Below are 17,382 nucleotides of genomic sequence, written 5' to 3' on the forward strand. Positions count from 1 at the left end.
GTGAAAGACCCGCGGGTCATTGAGGCATATATCGGAGGGTCGCATGGCTGATTTTACGAAGAACCGGTCTTCAGGCGGCGAAACGGTCGGTGCACTGCTGGCGCGGAACGCGTCGCGCCACGGAAAGGATGTCGCGCTTCGCGAAAAAGAGCGTGGGATATGGAAAGAAATCACCTGGGCGGAATATGCCGAAGAGGTGCTGGCCTGTGCGGCTGGACTTGAAAAAATTGGCGTAAAGCCGGGTAAAGCCGTGCTTATCCTGGGCGATAACCGTGCGCGGTTGTATGGTGGCATGCTGGCTGTTTCGTTGCTTGGTGCCTACGCCATGCCCGCTTATCCGGGCGCAACGCTCGAGGAACTTCGGCACTTTCTTGGCGAAGTCGAGATCGTCGCGGCCATCGCGGAAGATCAGGAACAGGTTGACAAGATCCTGGAACTAAAGGGCGCGGGTGCACAGGGCATCGACCATATCATTTATGATGAGGCGCGCGGTCTCGGTCTCTATGAAGTCGAAGGTCTGATGTCCTGGGACCACCTGCTCGAAGTTGGCCGGCATGATCTGGACAAATCACCAGGATTGCGGGACGAACTATTTGGACGGACAAAGCCCGAAGACCCGGCCATTTTCATGCATTCGTCTGGAACCACGGGCCAGCCAAAGGGGATCGTTCTAAGTCAGCAGAATGTTTTTGCTGCGGCCAGGAACGGGCATGCAGCGGGCGCATTCGACGAGAATGAAGAAATTCTTGCCTATCTGCCAATGGCTTGGGTGGGCGATTTCGCGATCACAGTTGCGGCGGCGTTGCGGTGGCGGTTTACCGTGAATGTGCCGGAGCGGCAGGAAACGGTCGTGCGCGACATGCGCGAAATCGCTCCGACCTTCTATCTGGCGGCGCCGAGAAGCTGGGACCAGATGCTGACGACAATCCAGGTGGGTATCGAAAATTCGACCCCTTTCAAGAAGTGGCTGTACCATTTCTTCATGGACCGTGCTGTCGCAGCTGAGACACGCAAGCTGAATGGCAAAAGTGGCGGTCTGCTTGAGCCTTTGGGCCGACTTCTGGGCGAGGCGATCGTTTTCGGTCCGATCAAGGACCAGTTCGGAATGAGCCGCCTCAAGAATGCGTTCACCGGCGGTGAAGCAATCGGCGAAGACACCTTTGTTTTCTACCGAGCTCTGGGAATCAAATTGCGCCAACTCTATGGCCAAACCGAAAACAGCGCGATCAATGCAATTCAGTCTCCGGGTGAAGTGCGCCTTCATACCGTTGGCAAACCAGCGCCGGGCGTCGAGGTGACTATCGCCGAGGACGGGGAGATCCTTGTACGCTCGGACAGCGTATTTGAAGGATACTTCAACAAACCCGAAGCGACCGCCGAAGCCCTTGAGGGCGGGTGGCTGCATACAGGTGATGCCGGGCATCTTGAGGAAGATGGACACTTGGTTGTTCTGGGGCGCGTCTCCGAGGTCATGCATACGGCCGGAGGCGAGCGTTATGTGCCGAACTACATCGAAAACCGGTTGAAGTTTAGCCCTTACATTAAGGATGCTGCCGTAATCGGCGCCGGGCTTGACGAATTGACGGCCATGGTCTGCGTGGATTTCGAAGCGGTTGGCCACTGGGCAGAGGTGAACGGCGTGCCGTATGTGTCTTATTCCGATCTTTCTCAGCGCGAAGAGGTCGCGACGTTGCTTCGCGAGGCCTTCCAACGGGTCAACAAGGCCCTCACCGAACCGTTGCGCCTGCAACGCTTTGTTAGTCTGCCGAAAGAATTCGACCCGGACGATGGTGAAATCACGCGAACCCGAAAACTGCGGCGGAAGGTCGTTCAGGAACGCTATGCCGACGTGATCGCGGCGCTCTACGACGGTTCAAAAGAGGTCTATGTAAGCGCGCAGGTGACTTACGAGACCGGGGAAGTAGGGAAGGTCGAAAGAAGCCTTCCCATCAGGGAGGTATAAATGGACTGGGTCTTTCTATCAGAGCTTGCGATCAACGGAGCCTTGACGGGTCTGCTGTATTCGCTATTCGCCATCGGCCTTGTGCTGATTTACAAGGCGTCTTCGGTGCCCAATCTGGCGCAGGGCGGGCTGACCATGGTCGGTGCCTATGTGGTTCTGGCGCTTGCGCGCGATGTGGGTTTACCCTTGTGGCTGGCCATTCCTCTGGCTGCGGTTGTCATGTTCGGCCTTGGGTTCGGCATTGAGCGTGTTGCTCTGCGCCGTCTCGCAGGTCGGCCGGTTGTCATGATCCTGATGCTGACACTCGGCCTCGACATTTTCTTGCGGGGTACGACGCTCGCGATCTGGGGCGGGACGTCACGTTCGATGGAACTGGGCGTCAGCTACGATCCGCTGTTTCTGGGCGACATCTTCATCAGCCGCATCCATCTGGTTGGTGCCGGAGTTGCGCTCGCCTTGTTTGTCGCCTTCATGCTGTTTTTCCGAACCCGCACCGGGATCAAGTTGAGGGCGATTGCGGATGATTACATGGCTTCGTGGTCGGTCGGCATCTCGGTTGAACGCGGAGTTGGCTTGTCTTGGGCGCTGGCATCCGTTGTTGCCGTCGCCGCGGGCGTTATCTGGGGCGAGATTCAGGGTGTCGATCAGGCGCTGTCGCTGTTGCTTCTCAAAGGTCTGACGGTTGCCGTTCTCGGTGGTCTCGACAGTATCCTTGGCGCCGTGATCGCGGGCATCATCCTGGGCGTCGTCGAAAACGTTGGCGCTGATTTCCTCGATCCGCTTGTCGGAGGCGGAAGCCGAGAACTTATCGTCGCCGCTGTGCTCATTCTAACGGTCATGATCCGTCCGCATGGGCTGTTCGGTCGTCACGATATCGAAAGGGTGTAAGACATGTTTTACAGACTTTCTGGCGTCCATCACGCCAACTACGTTTCGGATAGCCGAATCTTCAAGGTACCTGCTGACAGGAATCTGGCTGCATTCATCTTCCTGATCGGCATTGTCGCGCCATTCATCATACCCTCGCTTTATCTGAACAGTTACATGCTGCCCTGGCTGATCTGGACAGCGGCCGCGCTTGGGCTGAACCTGGTAACGGGTTGGGCCGGCCAGCTTCACCTGGGTTATGCCGCGGTCATGGCCGTTGGCGCCTACTCCGCGATCCACGCCGCGCGGTTCGGGGTGCCTTGGGAGTTTGCCTTGATCATCGGTGGGCTGGCCTCGTCGGTGATCGGCAGCTTGTTCGCCTTTGCCGCGCTGCGGGTGAAGGGCCTCTATCTGGCGCTCACCACCCTCGCGATGCAATTCGTCATGGACTGGGTGCTGACCCACTCGCCAGCGATTTCGGGCGGCTCGCACGCATCGCTTCAATCTCCGACACTGGCGCTGCTTGGCCAGGATATCACCTCTGACACCGGCTATTACTACGTTGCCTTCGGGTGGTGCGTGTTGGTGACGATCTTCATGCTGAACCTGAAACGCACCGGGCTGGGGCGTGCCCTTGTGGCCGTGCGGGAAAAAGACTTTGCCGCCGCCATCCTTGGTGTGAACAGTTTCTACTACAAGATTCTGGCCTTCGCGACCTCGTCCTTTATCGCGGGCGTCAGCGGTGCGCTGCTTGTTGCAACGTTCTTCTTCCTGGCTGCGCCTGAGCAGTTCTCGGTGAACGTTTCGATCCAGGTTCTCGCGATGGTGATCGTTGGCGGTCTTGGCAGCATCATCGGATCCTATTTTGGTGTTGCCCTGATCCTTCTTGTTCCCGGTCTGGTGAATGGTCTCGTCGCCACGCTGAGTGAATGGATGGGCGTGCAGATCGATGTTGAAACACTCGCTCACATCCCGAACGCAGTCTATGGCGCGCTGATCGTCATTATTCTTCTGATCGAACCGCTTGGTTTGGGAAAACTCTACGGCAACATCAGAGACTATCTGATGGTCTGGCCCTTCGATCAGTTCAAGAAATAGGGGAATGCCGATGCAAGAAAAAGTTGAAGCCCAGAACATTCTATCCTTGAACAGCGTCGAAGTGCTGTACGACAATGTGATGCTGGCGATCAAAGGTGTTTCGGTCCAAGTCCCAAAGGGCGAGATGATCGCACTCTTGGGATCGAACGGGGCGGGAAAAAGCACCACGTTGAAAGCGATCAGCGGTCTTTTGAAGGCTGAGCGCGGGCGCATCAGCCGAGGTGGTATAACGTTCCAGGGAACGGACATTACCGAAGCGCTTGCGCAAAAACGTGTCGAGATGGGCATCTGTCATGTCATCGAAGGGCGACGGGTTTTCGAACACCTGACCCCCGACGAGAACCTGACCGCCGCCGCGCCGCGCGGAATGTCTCGATCAACGCTGAATGCGGAAAAGGACAAGATCTACGGATATTTTCCGCGGCTTGCCGAACGCAAAAATTCGCAAGCAGGCTATTTGTCGGGTGGTGAGCAACAGATGCTTGCCATTGGGCGGGCCCTCGTGACCCAGCCGAAGCTGTTGATGCTTGATGAACCAAGTCTCGGGCTTGCTCCGTTCCTGGTCGAGGAAATCTTCGGCATCTTGCAAAAGATCAATAAGGATGAGGGCCTGTCCGTACTGCTGGTGGAACAGAACGCCTTGGCGGCTCTGGAAATCGTTTCGCAAGGGTACCTTATCGAGAACGGCCGCGTTGTTATGCACGGCACCGCCGAGGCTCTCAAATCTAACTCCGACATTCAGGAGTTCTATCTAGGCGGCGGAGAGACCGATTTTCACAACGTCAAGCACTACAGCCGACGCAAACGTTGGTTGAGTTGAGGTACTAATCAGAAGGTGTTCAGGGAGGAACAAATGAAGAAATTTGCGAAAGCGTTGGCTGTACTATCCATGTTCGGAGGAGCAGTGTTCGGCACTCAGGCGCTGTCTGAGCCATTCAAGATCGGCATCTGCTACGACCTCAGCAAAGCCTATACCTTTGCCACACCACAGGTGGCGCAAGCGGCACAGGATTTGGCCAAACTGGTCAATATGAAGGGCGGTATCGGTGGCGAACCGGTCGAAGTCATCGTGCGTGACCACGGGAACGAACCGCAGCGCGGGATCGAATGTTATTCCAAGCTCAGCCGCGAGGGCGTCTTTGTTTTCGATACCCTGTCTACACCGGTTTCCCTGGCCATCCTGCCGCGCGCGATGGAAGACGGGCGCATCCTGATGCAGTCGCTTGTCGGCCGCGGCGACGCCGTGGATGGAACTGTCTTTGACTGGGTCTATCCGGTCGGACCGACCTATTGGGGCCAGGCAGCCAATGATGTTGCCTACATAAAACAATTGCACGACGGCGACTTGTCGAACGTGAAGGTGGGCTTCATCTACTTCGATTATCCCTTCGGACAGGAGCCGATCGAGATCCTGGAAACCTTGTCCGAAAAAGAGGGTTTCGAGCTTGAGCTGTACCCCGTGCCGCTTCCGGGCAGCGACCAGGCCGGAGTGTGGTCCAAGGTGCGCCGCGACAAGCCCGATCATGTGATCGTCTGGATGTTGGGCGGTGCGCATGTGGTCGCGTCGAAGGAGATGCAGCGCAATCGCATTCCGATGGACAAGTACATCTCGGTCAACTGGTTGAACGAAGTCGATATCGCCAACATCGGTAAAGAGGCCGCCAAGGGTATCAAGCGCGGTACCAATGTCGTGGGCGGTCAGGATATTGCCCTGTATCAGGAAATCATGGCCGAGCTTTATGACAAGGGCGAGGGGGCCGGCCCGATCGAGAAGACGCAGGACGTTTTCTACAACACCGGTCTGGCCATGTATTCAATCATGTTCGAAGCCGCGCGCAGGGCGGCAGAACAGGAAGGCCTTCCGATAACCGCGGAGTCCTACAAAGCCGGACTGGAATCTCTTGAGGGATACGACGCGAACGGGCTGATGGCCCCCATTACGGTGACGGCCGAAGACCATGGCGGCGGCGGTAAGACCCGGATCGAGATGTGGGACGGGGAGACTTGGGTGCCGCAAACCGACTGGATCTCTGAGTATACGGACGTCGTGTGGGACGTGGTGAAAGAAAGTTCCTCAAAATACGAGCAGTGAATAACTAATAGCAGGAAGGGCGACGCTACGCGGGGCGGCAGCGGCGCTTACTGAACGGTGTCACCGCCCCAAACCAAACCAACGGGAGAGAGAAAACATGAAAGTCAAACAGCACATTAAGGCAGTGGTCTTTGCTACTGCGCTGGCAGCAAGCGCGACTGCGGCCGCAGCGCAGGACAAGGAGCCGATCCGTTTCGGTCTCTGCTTCGATCTCAGCAGGTCGTACACGTTCATTTCGCCGCAGGTAGCCCAGGCGGCACAGGACCTCGCGAGGTACACCAACGAGAACGGTGGGATCGAAGGGCATCCGGTGGAAATCATCGTGCGCGATCACGGCAACGAACCGCAGCGCGGCGTGGAATGCTATGAACAACTCAAGCGCGAAGGTGTATTCATTTTCAACATGCTCTCGACGCCGGTCACGAATGCGGTTCTGCCCCGTGCGATGAGAGATGGTAACATCCTGATGCAATCGTTCGTGGGTCGCGGTGACGCCGTGGATGGCGAGGTGTTCGAATGGGTGTTCCCGGTCGGCCCGACGTATTGGCAGCAGGCAGCGAACGACATCGCCTTCATCAAGGAGCAGATGGGCGGTGATCTGAGCGATGCGAAGATCGGGTTCATCTATCTGGATTACCCGTTCGGCCAGGAGCCAATCGAGATTCTTGAAACACTTTCCGAGAGGGAAGGGTTTGAGCTGGAACTGTATCCTGTGCCGCTTCCCGGGTCGGACCAGGCCGGCGCATGGAGCAGTATCCGGCGGGACCAGCCTGACTATGTAATCAGTTGGCTTCTGGCGGGTGGACATGTGGTCGCGTCGAAAGAGATGCGCCGCAACCGTTTTCCGATCGACCGCTATCTGTCGGTTAACTGGCTGAACGAAGTCGATATCGAGAACATCGGCGCGGAAGAGGCGAAAGGCCTGCTTCGCGGCACCAACGTGGCCGGCGGCCAGGAAGTCCCGCTCGTCAAGACGATGCTGGATACTTACTATGCCAATGGCGAAGGCAGCGGCCCCGAGAGCCTGGTGCACGATGTCTATTACAACACCGGTCTTGCGATCTATTCGGTCGGTTTCGAAGCCGCACGTATCGCGATCGAGGAGAACGGAGGGCCGCTGACGCCGGAGAGCATGAAAGCGGGCTATGAAGCGATCGAGAACTTCGACGGCAACGGTCTTATGGCGCCGGTCACGGTGACCGCGGAAGACCATGGCGGCGGTGGCAAGACCCGGGTCGAACAGTGGGATGGCGAGACCTGGGTTCCGCTTACCGACTGGAGCGCCGATTACCTCGATATCGTTTGGGAAGTGATCAAGGAAAGCTCCGAGTCGTTCTCAGTCGAATGAACACAAGCCTCCCCGCGGCACCCATACCGCGGGGATTTTTCGCACAAATACAGTCCATGAATAACGAAGTTAATGCTATGAGCCCCATTGACGTGAAGATCGAAGACGGAATTGCGACCGTCTGTATCAACCGGCCCGAACGCAAAAACGCACTTTCCGTGGCGGCTACGAACGGGCTGACTGACGCCTGGGAAAAAATCGCGGCGGACGATAGCGTTCGTGTGGCCATTCTGACCTCGGCCGATTGCGGTGTTTTCTGCGCTGGCCTGGACTTAAAGGAAGCCACGCAAATCGCGCGCGATGAAGGCGTCGATATCCTGTCGAAGATGCGTGATCCGTTTCACGAAACAATGCGTGCGTTCAAGAAGCCAATCATCGCGGCAATGACCGGGTCTTTGATGGCGGGCGGAATGATGCTGACCTTGAATTGCGATCTGCGGGTCGGTCTCAAGGGGACCAAGGTCGGTATTACCGAAGTAAAGATCGGTCGTGGCTCGCCCTGGGCATCGCCGGCATTGTCCATGCTGCCACAGCCCATCCTTATGGAGATCGTTCTGACCGGCGACCTGATGCCGATCGAGCGCCTGCACGAATACGGATTCACCAACTATATCGAAGACACTCCCGAAGCTGTCCGCGCACGGGCCTTCGACCTTGCCAAACGCATTGCCAGCGCGGCACCTCTTTCGGTGATTGCGGCCAAAGGCAGCGTTCGAGCAACCATGGACCTTGGCTGTGCGGGTGGCCTGAAAGAGGGTAAGCGCCTGCACGAGGTGGTTTATGCCAGCAACGACGCGATTGAAGGCCCCAAGGCCTTTGCTGAAAAACGAGCACCCGTCTGGGCCGGGACCTGATGGAGGCTTGAATGACTGAACTTATTCGTCTGGACAGGGAAGGCCCTGTCGGAATCCTGCGTTTTCTTCAGCCGACAAAGCGCAACCCTTACAGCATCGGGTTTGTCAAAGAACTGGTAACGCACCTAAGCGAAGCCGAACGGGACGATACGATCCGTGTCGTTGTTATGACCGGTGGCGATCATTTCAGCAGCGGCGGCGATCTTGTCGGGTTTCAGTCTGAGATCGCGAAAGGCGCAAGGGCGACATCGGAAATGGTGGACCGCGTGCACGATGGCGGACGCGCGGCCTATCTGTTTTGTAAACCCTTGATTTCCGCGGTATGCGGCGTGGCTTTTGGCGCGGGTCTAAGCCTGGCCTTGTCGGCGGATATCGTCGTTGCCGCCGAAGATGCCCGGCTGTGCGAAGTCTTTGCACGCGTCGGCGGCTGTCCCGACACCGGGTCGAGCTGGCTGCTTCAGCAGCGTGCCGGGGCCGGCGTGGCGCGGATGCTGGTGCTCACGGGCCGCGAGATCGACGGACGCACCGCCCGGGACCTGCGTGTCGTGGAGGAATGCGTACCGGCCGACCGGGTCGAACAACGGGCGCTGGAAATTGCCCGCGAGATCGCTCCACACCCGATGTTCGGCGTTCAGACCGCCAAGCGTGTCATGCGCTCCGCAGCCGAGTGCAGCTATCTCGAGGCGCTCGACATCGAGCGCGATGCCCAAAGCGTTTTGCTGTGCGCGCATGACTTTCCCGAGGCCATGAAAGCGTTTTCAGAAAAAAGAACTCCAGAATTCAAAGACCGTTAGCTCGGTTGAAACCTGACCGAAAAACTCAAGGAGACCGTGGATGAAGGTACTCGTGCCTGTGAAACGCCTGATCGACTACAACGTGAAGGTCCGCGTCAAGGCGGATGGCAGCGGTGTCGATCTCGCCAACGTTAAGATGTCGATGAACCCGTTCGACGAAATCGCCGTCGAAGAGGCGATCCGCCTGAAAGAAGCCGGCAAGGCCGAAGAGGTGGTCGCGGTATCCATCGGCATCAAGCAGGCGCAGGAAACCCTGCGCACCGCACTGGCCATGGGCGCCGACCGCGCCATCCTGGTCGTTGCAGCGGATGACGTACACCAGGATATCGAGCCGCTCGCCGTGGCCAAGATCCTTGCCAAGGTCGTGGAAGAAGAACAGCCCGGTCTGGTTCTCTGCGGCAAGCAGGCGATCGACAACGACATGAACGCCACCGGCCAGATGCTGTCGGCGCTCTTGGGCTGGTCGCAAGCAACCTTCGCTTCGGAAGTGGACATCGATGGCGACAGCGCCGTCGTCACCCGCGAGGTCGATGGCGGCCTGCAGACCATCAAGGTCAAGATGCCGACCGTCGTTTCCGTCGACCTGCGCCTGAACGAACCGCGCTATGCGTCGCTGCCCAACATCATGAAGGCCAAGAAAAAGCCGCTGGATGAAAAGACGGCCGCCGACTATGGCGTCGACGTCACCCCGCGCCTGACGGTGGTCAAGACGTCCGAGCCGGCAGAACGCGCCGCCGGTGAAATGGTTGGCTCGGTCGACGAGCTGGTTGCGAAACTCAAGGAAAAGGGGGCGGTGTGATGGCTGTTCTTCTTCTTGCCGAAGTCAACAATGGTGAACTGTCGATGGACGCGACCGCAAAGGCGGTCACCGCGTCCAAGGCCCTGGGCGACGTGACGGTTCTGTGCGCCGGCGCATCCGCCGCCGACGCCGCGAAAGAAGCCGCGACAATCGACGGCGTGGCCAAGGTACTGGTCGCGGAAGACCCCGCGCTGGGTCATCGCCTTGCGGAATCGACCGCCGACCTGATCGTGTCGCTGGCAGACGACTACGATCACATCGTGGCGCCCGCCACCACCGACGCCAAGAACGTGCTGCCCCGCGTGGCCGGGCTGCTGGACGTGATGATGCTGACCGACGTCTCGGGCGTGGTCGATGCCGATACGTTCGAGCGCCCGATCTATGCAGGTAACGCGATCCAGACGGTGAAATCGGGCGACGCGAAAAAGGTCGTGTCCTTCCGCACCGCCAGCTTCGACGCGGCCGGCACCGGTGGCTCCGCCGCCGTGGAAACCGTGGGCGGAGCCACCGCCTCGGGCCTGTCGGAATGGGTCGAAGACAAGGTCGCCGAAAGCGACCGGCCCGAACTGACCTCGGCCGGCGTGGTCGTGTCGGGTGGCCGTGGCGTCGGCTCGGAAGATGATTTCGCGCTGATCGAAAAACTGGCCGACAAGCTGGGCGCCGCCGTCGGCGCATCGCGCGCCGCCGTCGACTCGGGCTTTGCGCCGAACGACTGGCAGGTTGGTCAGACCGGCAAGGTGGTTGCGCCTGACCTCTATATTGCCGTCGGCATTTCGGGTGCGATCCAGCACCTTGCGGGCATGAAGGACAGCAAGATCATCGTCGCGATCAACAAGGACGAAGAGGCCCCGATCTTCCAGGTGGCCGATTATGGCCTCGTCGCCGACCTGTTCGAAGCCGTGCCCGAGCTGATCGAAAAGCTTTAAGGGCACACGGCACGACCGGTTAAAACGCATCAAAGGCCCGCCGAACCTCTGGCGGGCCTTTTGCATGGGCCGAATGGGCGGCGCGTGGATTGGATAAACCCGGATTCGTACGGTTTGAAGCCTTGTGACGCTCCGTCATAACAGCGCCGGTTCGTTGTCAAGAAATTTAACGCTTGTTAGATTTTTACTCAATGCAAGCATGACTCGTGACGTTGCCCCCTGATCCGGGCCGTTCAGGTATAGAATCCGTTCCTGTTTCTTTCTTGTGATTGGGTTGTGGTCAAGACCGGCTGAGCGGAGCCAATGCGGAGCTCAAGCGAAGCCGGTCGGGTGGAACTTAGCCTTTGGGCGAACTCGGTCGGCGTCTGCCCGTTCAGAGATGTGTGTGGTCTGTTGATGTTGTAGTCGATCCTCCATGTTTCGATGATCCGGCGCGCCTCGGCGAGATTGCCAAACAAGTTTTCATTCAGGCACTCGTCGCGGAGCCTGCCATTGAATGACTCGACGAATGCGTTCTGCATCGGTTTCCCAGGCGCGATGTAGTGCCAGCCAGCGCCGGTGTCCTGGCACCATCGAAGCACGGCATGCGATGTCATTTCCGTGCCGTTGTCGCTGACAATCAGGTCAGGTTGGCCGCGCCTCCGGATCAGCGCATCCAGTTCACGGGTCATGCGCCGACCGGACATAGAACGGTCCACAACCGTGGCCAGGGCTTCGCGGGTGCAGTCATCCACGATGCACAGAACGCGGAACCGCTGGCCGTCTGACAGAGCGTCAGACACGAAGTCCAATGACCAGCGCTGGTTCGCCCTGTCGGGCACCAGGATTGGCCTCCTCGTGCCCAGAGCACGCTTGCGACCGCCCCGTTTACGGACCGTTAACCGTTCTTCCCGGTAGAGCCGGAACAGCTTCTTGTGGTTCACCTCGACACCTTCCCGCTGCAGCAGGATATGAAGCCGCCGATACCCAAACCGGCGGCGCTCATTGGCCAGCTCGCGCAGCCGCATGCGCAGAGCCTCATCGCGGCCGTCCTCTTTCTCGTACTGGAAGACAGATCGGTGCAGGTTCGCCAACTGACACGCCCGACGCTCGCTGAGGCCGTGCCGGTCCATCACGTCCCGCACGGCCCGCCGCTTCACGTCAGGCGTCAGTAGTTTTTTGTCGCCAGATCCTTCAGCGCCGCGTTGTCGAGCATCGCCTCCGCCAACATCCGTTTCAGCCGGTTGTTCTCGTCCTCAAGAACCCTGAGCTTCTTGGCATCCGACACGTTCATTCCGCCGAATTTGGCTCTGTACTTGTAGAAGGTCGCGTCGCTGATCCCGTACTTCCGGCACACGTCCTGCGCCTTGGCCCCGGCCTCGTATTCCTTGATCATCCCAATGATCTGTTCGTCTGAAAATCTGCGTTTCATAGTCCATCCTTTGCTCGGACGGATTACTAGCACCTCAGTGGCCTGATTTCAGGGGGCAACGTCACTCGATAGGAACAATAAATGTCTCTGATCAAGAGTTCCCCCAGCTGGGTAGTGGATGAACACAAGATGTTCGCCGATAGTACACGCAGGCTTTTCGATACAGAGATGGCTCCGTACATTGAAAAATGGGCGGAGCAGGGAATTGTTGACCGCGACTTCTGGAAAACAGTCGGTCGACAGGGTGTCATGGGTGGCTCGATTGCCGAAGAATATGGCGGGTTCGGTGGCGGCATCGGGTTCGACGCGATTACCGTTTACGAGCAGGGGCGCACCGGTGATACGGGTTGGGGCTATGGCATCCAGTCCATCGTAATCCATTATCTCAACGCCTATGGCAGTGAAGAACAGAAGAGGAAGTGGTTGCCGAAATTGGTCAGCGGTGACCATGTGGCGGCCATTGCGATGACCGAGCCGGGAACGGGTTCTGACCTCCAGAACGTCCAAACCTATGCGGAAAAGGATGGCAACCACTACAAGATCAACGGATCGAAGATTTTCATCACCAACGGGCACACGGCGGATTTCGTTGTGATCGTGGCAAAGACCGACCGCAACGCCGGCGCCAAGGGCGTTTCGTTGATCGTTCTGGAAACCGAAGGCGCCGAGGGCTTTCGCCGGGGACGGAACCTGAAGAAACTGGGTATGAAAGGTTCGGATACGGCTGAGCTGTTCTTCGAGGATGTGCGCGTGCCCACGGCGAACCTGCTTGGGCCGGAAGAGGGGCAGGGGTTCTACCAGCTGATGAAGCAGCTGCCTTGGGAGCGGCTGATGATCGGCATTACCGCCCTCGGTTTTATTGATTTTGCGATCGATGAAACGGTGAAATATGTTCAGGACCGCAAGGCATTTGGAAGCCGGATCATGGACTTCCAGAATACACGCTTCAAACTGGCGGAATGCAAAACCAAGGCCGAATTGCTACGTTCCTTCGTAAATGACGGGCTCGCGCGTCTTGAAGCGGGCGAACTTGATGCGGCCACGGCTTCGATGGCGAAATGGTGGGGCAGCCAGACGCAGAACGAGGTCATGCATGAATGCCTGCAACTGCACGGCGGTTACGGTTTCATGATGGAATACCCTATCGCGCGACTTTATGCCGACAGCAGGGTCCAGATGATCTATGGCGGCACCAACGAGATCATGAAGGAACTGATCGCACGCTCGATGGACGTTTGATCCGTCCGGTGCCGGGTGGGGCTATTCCCTGCCCGGCCCCAGAATTTCGTCGCTGTGTTCCCCAAGTCGCGGGGCCGGGCGATGATCATGTCGCGCAGGGGTCGCCGAAAAGCGAACCGGCGGGCGTGTCGTCCAGATCGCACCTTCGGTCGGGTGATCAATCCGTTGAAAGAACCCGGTTGCGGCAAGATGGGGATCGTTCGGCAAATCTGACAGGTTGCGCACTGGCATGGCGGGTATGTCGGCCTGCTCCATAAGGTCAAGCCACTCATCTGTGGTCCGGGTCAGCGCAATCTGCGCCACCATATCGTATACTGCGCCGATGTTGCGGCTACGGGTGTCCATGTCCGTGACCCAGACATGGTCGATCATGTCATTGCGCCCAACCGTCTTGAAGAACCGCGCCCATTGGGCGTTGGTATAGGGCAGGATCGTGATGAACCCGTCCGCCGTCTGGAGCGGGCGGCGGTGCGGCACCAGCATGCGGGCATATCCGAAATTCCTCGGTACCTCGTCGAATGTCGCGCCGTCCATGTGCTCGGCCAGCAGAAACGCCGTCAGCGTTTCGAACATCGGCACCTCTACATGTTGTGCCTGGCCCGTGCGTTCCCGATGAAACAGGGCTGCCATGACGGCATAAGCCGTGGTAACGCCGCCAAGCTTGTCGGCAAGAATGGTCGGGGAATAATCGGGTTTTGCCTCTGGATCGCGAAGGGTGGGCAGGCTGGCCAAACCCGAAACCGCCTGGACGATGTCATCAAAGGCCGGTTTCGAAGCGTATGGCCCGTCCTGACCGTATCCGGTTGCAAAAACCGTGATCAGGCTCGGATTCTCGGTCCTTAAGGTTTCTGGATCCAAAGACAATCTGGCAAGCGCCGCGGGCCTGATGCTTGAAATCATAACATCGGCATCGACGAGCAACTTGCGCAGACGGTCGCGATCGGCTTGCGTCTTAAGATCGAGTACGACGCTGAGCTTGTTGCGGTTGGCCCCTAGAAACGCGGCGCCCATCAACCTGTGCCGCGATGGCTGAACCTGGCGCAGAAGATCGCCCTCGGGCGCTTCCACCTTGATCACATCCGCTCCCAGATCGCCCAGCATCTGCGTGGCCAGAGGACCGAAGATGATCGACGTCAGGTCGATGATCCTGACGCCTTGCAGGATTGCGGTGTTCGTCGAGGTGGCCATATGGGTTGATTTCCTGTTCTAGGAACGAGAACCGAATTCCGCGCGAATGGCCGCTCCATCGGCATCCAATGCGGGGGAAGGTCCAATCGCGGCTTCGGTGCTGCCACGTCGTATCGGGGGCATTGCGATGCTGACAGGTCCCGAGGGCGTTCCGATGGTCGCCCGATCAAGTTGCGGGTGATCCGACAGCGAGGCAACGTCGTTCACCGCCGCCGATGCAATGCCCGCGCCATCAAGCAGCTTCAACAATTCGGCACGTTCGTGCGCGCCGAACACGGTCTTGATAAGCTCTTCGAGTTCCGATTTGTGCGCGATCCTGGCTGCGTTGTCATGGAATCGCGGATCATCGGCCAGGGCCGGGTCGCCGAGAACCTGAACGCAGAACCGGTTCCATTCGCGGCTGTTCTGAACCGAGATGACGACCTGTTCACCGCCCTGGCAGTGGAATGCGCCGTAGGGGCATATGACAGAGTGGCCAAGCCCGGTTCTGGGCGTGGGCTGATTGGCATAGTCGTGAAAAAGGAGCGGAACCGCCATCCAGTCCGCCATGACGTCGAACATGGCGACCGAGATGCCGCTGCCCTTGCCGGTTCGATCACGCCCGATCAGCGCTTCGCAGATCCCGGCATGGGCTGTCATGCCGGTGGCGATATCGCAGACCGACACGCCGACCCGCCCCGGTCCATCCGGCGTGCCGGTCACCGATGCCAGGCCGCTTTCGCATTGCACCAGAAGGTCATAGGCCTTGGCGTTGCGCATCGGGCCGTCTTCGCCATATCCGGTGATGTCGCAGGTCACCAGGCGCGGGAACCGTTCTCGCAGACTGGCGGAATCTAGCCCGAGCTTGGCCAGCGCGCCGGGCAGCAGGTTCTGAATAAACACATCCGCGTTTTCCAGCATCCGGAGCAGGATGTCCCGGTCCTCGTCCGCTTTAATGTCCAGGGCGACCGATTCTTTTCCGCGGTTCAGCCATGTGAAATAGGCGCTTTCGCCCTTTGCGGCGGTATCGTAGGCGCGGGCGAAATCGCCCGTACCCTTGCGTTCGATCTTGATCACGCGCGCACCGGCATCGGCCAGCCGCGAGGAGCAGAAAGGCGCGGCGACTGCCTGTTCCAGCGCAACGACGAGTTTGCCGGAAAGGGGGGCTAGGTCTGAACCTGACATGAGTTTCTCTCATTAGATCCTGAAAGGTTGACTAAATCTAACAATTGTTAGAAACATAATCAATACGGTTAGACAAAGACTGGGTCGCTTGGAGGAGAACACCTATGCAGGATGCCAACGGACCAGACCAGCTTTTCCAACGCGCGCTGGCAGAGGGAGAGATCCTGTTGCCCAAGTGCGACGACTGCGGGGCATTTCACTTTTTCCCGAGAGTCCTGTGTCCACATTGTCATGGCGCCGCGATTTCGTGGAAGCAGGCTGGCGGCAAGGGACGGGTCCACACCACAACAGTTGTGCGCCGAAAGCCCGAACGGGGCGGCGACTACAACGTATGCGTCGTCGAGCTGGATGAGGGTGTCCGGATGATGAGCCGGGTCGAGGGCATTGCTCCGGGTGAGGTCGCCATCGACATGCCCGTAACCGCCTTCGTGGGCGAGGCCGAGGGTGTTCCGGCCGTGCTTTTCAAGCCGTCGGAGGGATAAGCCATGACCACTGAACTTCGGGGGAAATCCGCCATCGTGGGAACCGGTCATGCCGGTTTTGGAGAGGCCCATGGCCTGACGGCCTATGATGTCATGGCGCAATCCGCACTTGCAGCGCTTGGCGATGCCGGGCTGAAACTGTCCGACGTGGACGGGCTGTTCTGCACCATGATGGAAGACAGCATGCCGGCGCTTATGGCGGCTGAATACCTGGGCATTCAGCCCCGGTTCATTGATGGTACGATGTCAGGCGGTTCGTCCTTTGTAAACTACCTGACGTCCGCGACCATGGCCCTTGATGCCGGTCTGTGTGATGTCGCTCTTATCGTCTATGGCTCCAACCAGCGCACCGCGTCGGGCAGACTGGTGACAGCCTCGCGCCCGCCGGCCTACGAGGCGCCGTATAATCCGCGCTATCCGATCTCGGCCTATGCGATGGCCGCAGCCCGGCACATGCATGAATACGGCACCACCCGCGAACAGCTGGCCGACGTGGCCGTTGCTGCGCGGGCATGGGCACAACACAACCCCGAAGCGTTCGAGCGCGGCCCGCTGACCCGCGCGGACGTTCTGGGTGCGCGCATGGTGGGCGATCCGTTGACCGTGCGCGATTGTTGTCTTGTCACCGACGGCGGCGGCGCGATTGTGCTGGTGCGCGCGAACCGCGCTCGGGATTTCCCGAAGGAGCCTGTCTATGTGCTGGGCAGTGCTGCGGAAAGCTCGCACCGGCAGATTTCGCAAATGAAGGATTTCACGGTGACCGCGGCCTGCGCCTCGGGCACGCGCGCTTTTGCGGCGGCCGGCGTGACCCCTGCGGACATCCAGGCGGTCGAGCTTTATGATGCCTTCACCATCAATACCATCCTGTTTCTTGAAGATCTGGGGTTCTGCGCCAAGGGCGAGGGAGGGGCCTTTGTCGAAGGCGGGCGCATCGCGCCTGGCGGCGTCTTGCCGGTGAACACGAATGGCGGCGGCCTGTCCTGCGTGCACCCCGGGATGTACGGAATCTTCACAGTAATCGAGGCAGCGCGTCAGATCCGTGGTGACGCGCCGGGCATTCAGTTGAAGGATATCGACCTGGCGCTGGCACATGGCAACGGTGGTGTGCTGTCCAGCCAGGTCACGGCGATACTTGGGTCGCAAAACACGCTCTGACG

At 59.0% G+C, this 17,382-nt stretch carries 16 protein-coding genes; 13 read left to right on the forward strand and 3 right to left on the reverse strand.

Features of this window, described 5'->3' with window-relative positions; translation table 11 throughout:
• The first annotated feature begins 43 nt into the window (after positions 1–43).
• From A3728_RS01380 to A3728_RS01425, 10 genes are all read left to right on the forward strand, one after another.
• Positions 44–1,963 (forward strand): AMP-dependent synthetase/ligase, encoded by a 1,920-nt coding sequence (locus A3728_RS01380; RefSeq protein ID WP_067919593.1) that lies wholly within the window; start codon positions 44–46, stop codon positions 1,961–1,963.
• Positions 1,964–2,851, forward strand: a complete 888-nt coding sequence (locus tag A3728_RS01385) for a branched-chain amino acid ABC transporter permease (protein ID WP_067919594.1) — start codon at positions 1,964–1,966, stop codon at positions 2,849–2,851.
• Between the two features lie 3 nt (positions 2,852–2,854).
• Entirely contained in the window at positions 2,855–3,928 is a 1,074-nt protein-coding gene (locus A3728_RS01390; RefSeq protein WP_067919597.1) for a branched-chain amino acid ABC transporter permease, read from the forward strand.
• A 10-nt stretch (positions 3,929–3,938) separates the two neighbouring features.
• Complete coding sequence (locus A3728_RS01395) at positions 3,939–4,748, forward strand: ABC transporter ATP-binding protein (protein ID WP_067919655.1); 810 nt, start codon at positions 3,939–3,941, stop codon at positions 4,746–4,748.
• 33 nt (positions 4,749–4,781) lie between these two features.
• The gene (locus A3728_RS01400; RefSeq protein ID WP_067919598.1) at positions 4,782–6,020 is read left to right on the forward strand and encodes an ABC transporter substrate-binding protein; all 1,239 of its coding nucleotides are present in this window, start codon (positions 4,782–4,784) and stop codon (positions 6,018–6,020) included.
• A 97-nt stretch (positions 6,021–6,117) separates the two neighbouring features.
• Positions 6,118–7,368: an ABC transporter substrate-binding protein gene (locus A3728_RS01405; protein ID WP_067919600.1), complete on the forward strand. Its 1,251-nt coding sequence runs from the start codon at positions 6,118–6,120 to the stop codon at positions 7,366–7,368.
• Between the two features lie 92 nt (positions 7,369–7,460).
• Positions 7,461–8,222 (forward strand): enoyl-CoA hydratase/isomerase family protein, encoded by a 762-nt coding sequence (locus A3728_RS01410; RefSeq protein WP_236630388.1) that lies wholly within the window; start codon positions 7,461–7,463, stop codon positions 8,220–8,222.
• An 11-nt stretch (positions 8,223–8,233) separates the two neighbouring features.
• Positions 8,234–9,016 (forward strand): enoyl-CoA hydratase/isomerase family protein, encoded by a 783-nt coding sequence (locus A3728_RS01415; protein ID WP_067919607.1) that lies wholly within the window; start codon positions 8,234–8,236, stop codon positions 9,014–9,016.
• Positions 9,017–9,056: 40 nt separating this feature from the next.
• On the forward strand, positions 9,057–9,815 hold the full coding sequence (locus A3728_RS01420) for an electron transfer flavoprotein subunit beta/FixA family protein (protein WP_067919610.1): 759 nt from the start codon (positions 9,057–9,059) through the stop codon (positions 9,813–9,815).
• Positions 9,815–10,741: an electron transfer flavoprotein subunit alpha/FixB family protein gene (locus A3728_RS01425; protein ID WP_067919611.1), complete on the forward strand. Its 927-nt coding sequence runs from the start codon at positions 9,815–9,817 to the stop codon at positions 10,739–10,741. The genes A3728_RS01420 and A3728_RS01425 overlap by 1 nt, the downstream gene beginning before the upstream one ends.
• A 233-nt stretch (positions 10,742–10,974) precedes the next feature.
• Here A3728_RS01425 and A3728_RS01430 read toward each other — a convergent pair.
• Positions 10,975–12,152 (reverse strand): IS3 family transposase gene (locus A3728_RS01430; protein ID WP_150120601.1). Its coding sequence is split into 2 segments (ribosomal slippage): positions 10,975–11,906 and positions 11,906–12,152, totalling 1,179 coding nucleotides; the frame shifts between segments, so codons are not numbered across the junction.
• An 81-nt stretch (positions 12,153–12,233) separates the two neighbouring features.
• On the opposite strand from A3728_RS01430, the gene A3728_RS01440 reads away from it, so the two are divergent.
• Entirely contained in the window at positions 12,234–13,391 is a 1,158-nt protein-coding gene (locus A3728_RS01440; RefSeq protein ID WP_082850933.1) for an acyl-CoA dehydrogenase family protein, read from the forward strand.
• A 21-nt stretch (positions 13,392–13,412) separates the two neighbouring features.
• Here the strand turns inward: A3728_RS01440 and A3728_RS01445 are convergent, their stop codons facing one another.
• Together A3728_RS01445 and A3728_RS01450 are read right to left on the reverse strand one after the other, a co-directional pair.
• Positions 13,413–14,579: a CaiB/BaiF CoA transferase family protein gene (locus tag A3728_RS01445; RefSeq protein WP_067919614.1), complete on the reverse strand. Its 1,167-nt coding sequence runs from the start codon at positions 14,577–14,579 to the stop codon at positions 13,413–13,415.
• An 18-nt stretch (positions 14,580–14,597) separates the two neighbouring features.
• A complete protein-coding gene (locus A3728_RS01450; protein WP_067919615.1) occupies positions 14,598–15,743 on the reverse strand; it encodes a CaiB/BaiF CoA transferase family protein in 1,146 nt (381 codons plus the stop codon).
• A 104-nt stretch (positions 15,744–15,847) separates the two neighbouring features.
• Here A3728_RS01450 and A3728_RS01455 point away from each other — a divergent pair, with 104 nt between their 5' ends.
• Together A3728_RS01455 and A3728_RS01460 are read left to right on the forward strand one after the other, a co-directional pair.
• Complete coding sequence (locus A3728_RS01455; protein ID WP_067919616.1) at positions 15,848–16,225, forward strand: Zn-ribbon domain-containing OB-fold protein; 378 nt, start codon at positions 15,848–15,850, stop codon at positions 16,223–16,225.
• 3 nt (positions 16,226–16,228) lie between these two features.
• Positions 16,229–17,380 (forward strand): thiolase, encoded by a 1,152-nt coding sequence (locus tag A3728_RS01460; protein WP_067919618.1) that lies wholly within the window; start codon positions 16,229–16,231, stop codon positions 17,378–17,380.
• Positions 17,381–17,382 lie beyond the last annotated feature (2 nt).

It is taken from the genome of Sulfitobacter sp. HI0040, assembly GCF_001634885.1.
Classification (GTDB): Bacteria; Pseudomonadota; Alphaproteobacteria; order Rhodobacterales; family Rhodobacteraceae; genus Sulfitobacter.

What these genes read in the sequence shown, in the direction of transcription:
- A3728_RS01390 (WP_067919597.1), top strand. Translation starts at nt 2,855, where the DNA reads ATGTTTTACAGACTTTCTGGCGTCCATCACGCCAACTACGTTTCGGAT.
- A3728_RS01460 (WP_067919618.1), top strand. Translation starts at nt 16,229, where the DNA reads ATGACCACTGAACTTCGGGGGAAATCCGCCATCGTGGGAACCGGTCAT.
- A3728_RS01400 (WP_067919598.1), top strand. Translation starts at nt 4,782, where the DNA reads ATGAAGAAATTTGCGAAAGCGTTGGCTGTACTATCCATGTTCGGAGGA.
- A3728_RS01420 (WP_067919610.1), top strand. Translation starts at nt 9,057, where the DNA reads ATGAAGGTACTCGTGCCTGTGAAACGCCTGATCGACTACAACGTGAAG.
- A3728_RS01445 (WP_067919614.1), bottom strand. Translation starts at nt 14,579, where the DNA reads ATGGCCACCTCGACGAACACCGCAATCCTGCAAGGCGTCAGGATCATC.
- A3728_RS01450 (WP_067919615.1), bottom strand. Translation starts at nt 15,743, where the DNA reads ATGTCAGGTTCAGACCTAGCCCCCCTTTCCGGCAAACTCGTCGTTGCG.
- A3728_RS01395 (WP_067919655.1), top strand. Translation starts at nt 3,939, where the DNA reads ATGCAAGAAAAAGTTGAAGCCCAGAACATTCTATCCTTGAACAGCGTC.
- A3728_RS01405 (WP_067919600.1), top strand. Translation starts at nt 6,118, where the DNA reads ATGAAAGTCAAACAGCACATTAAGGCAGTGGTCTTTGCTACTGCGCTG.
- A3728_RS01380 (WP_067919593.1), top strand. Translation starts at nt 44, where the DNA reads ATGGCTGATTTTACGAAGAACCGGTCTTCAGGCGGCGAAACGGTCGGT.
- A3728_RS01415 (WP_067919607.1), top strand. Translation starts at nt 8,234, where the DNA reads ATGACTGAACTTATTCGTCTGGACAGGGAAGGCCCTGTCGGAATCCTG.
- A3728_RS01455 (WP_067919616.1), top strand. Translation starts at nt 15,848, where the DNA reads ATGCAGGATGCCAACGGACCAGACCAGCTTTTCCAACGCGCGCTGGCA.
- A3728_RS01440 (WP_082850933.1), top strand. Translation starts at nt 12,234, where the DNA reads ATGTCTCTGATCAAGAGTTCCCCCAGCTGGGTAGTGGATGAACACAAG.
- A3728_RS01425 (WP_067919611.1), top strand. Translation starts at nt 9,815, where the DNA reads ATGGCTGTTCTTCTTCTTGCCGAAGTCAACAATGGTGAACTGTCGATG.
- A3728_RS01385 (WP_067919594.1), top strand. Translation starts at nt 1,964, where the DNA reads ATGGACTGGGTCTTTCTATCAGAGCTTGCGATCAACGGAGCCTTGACG.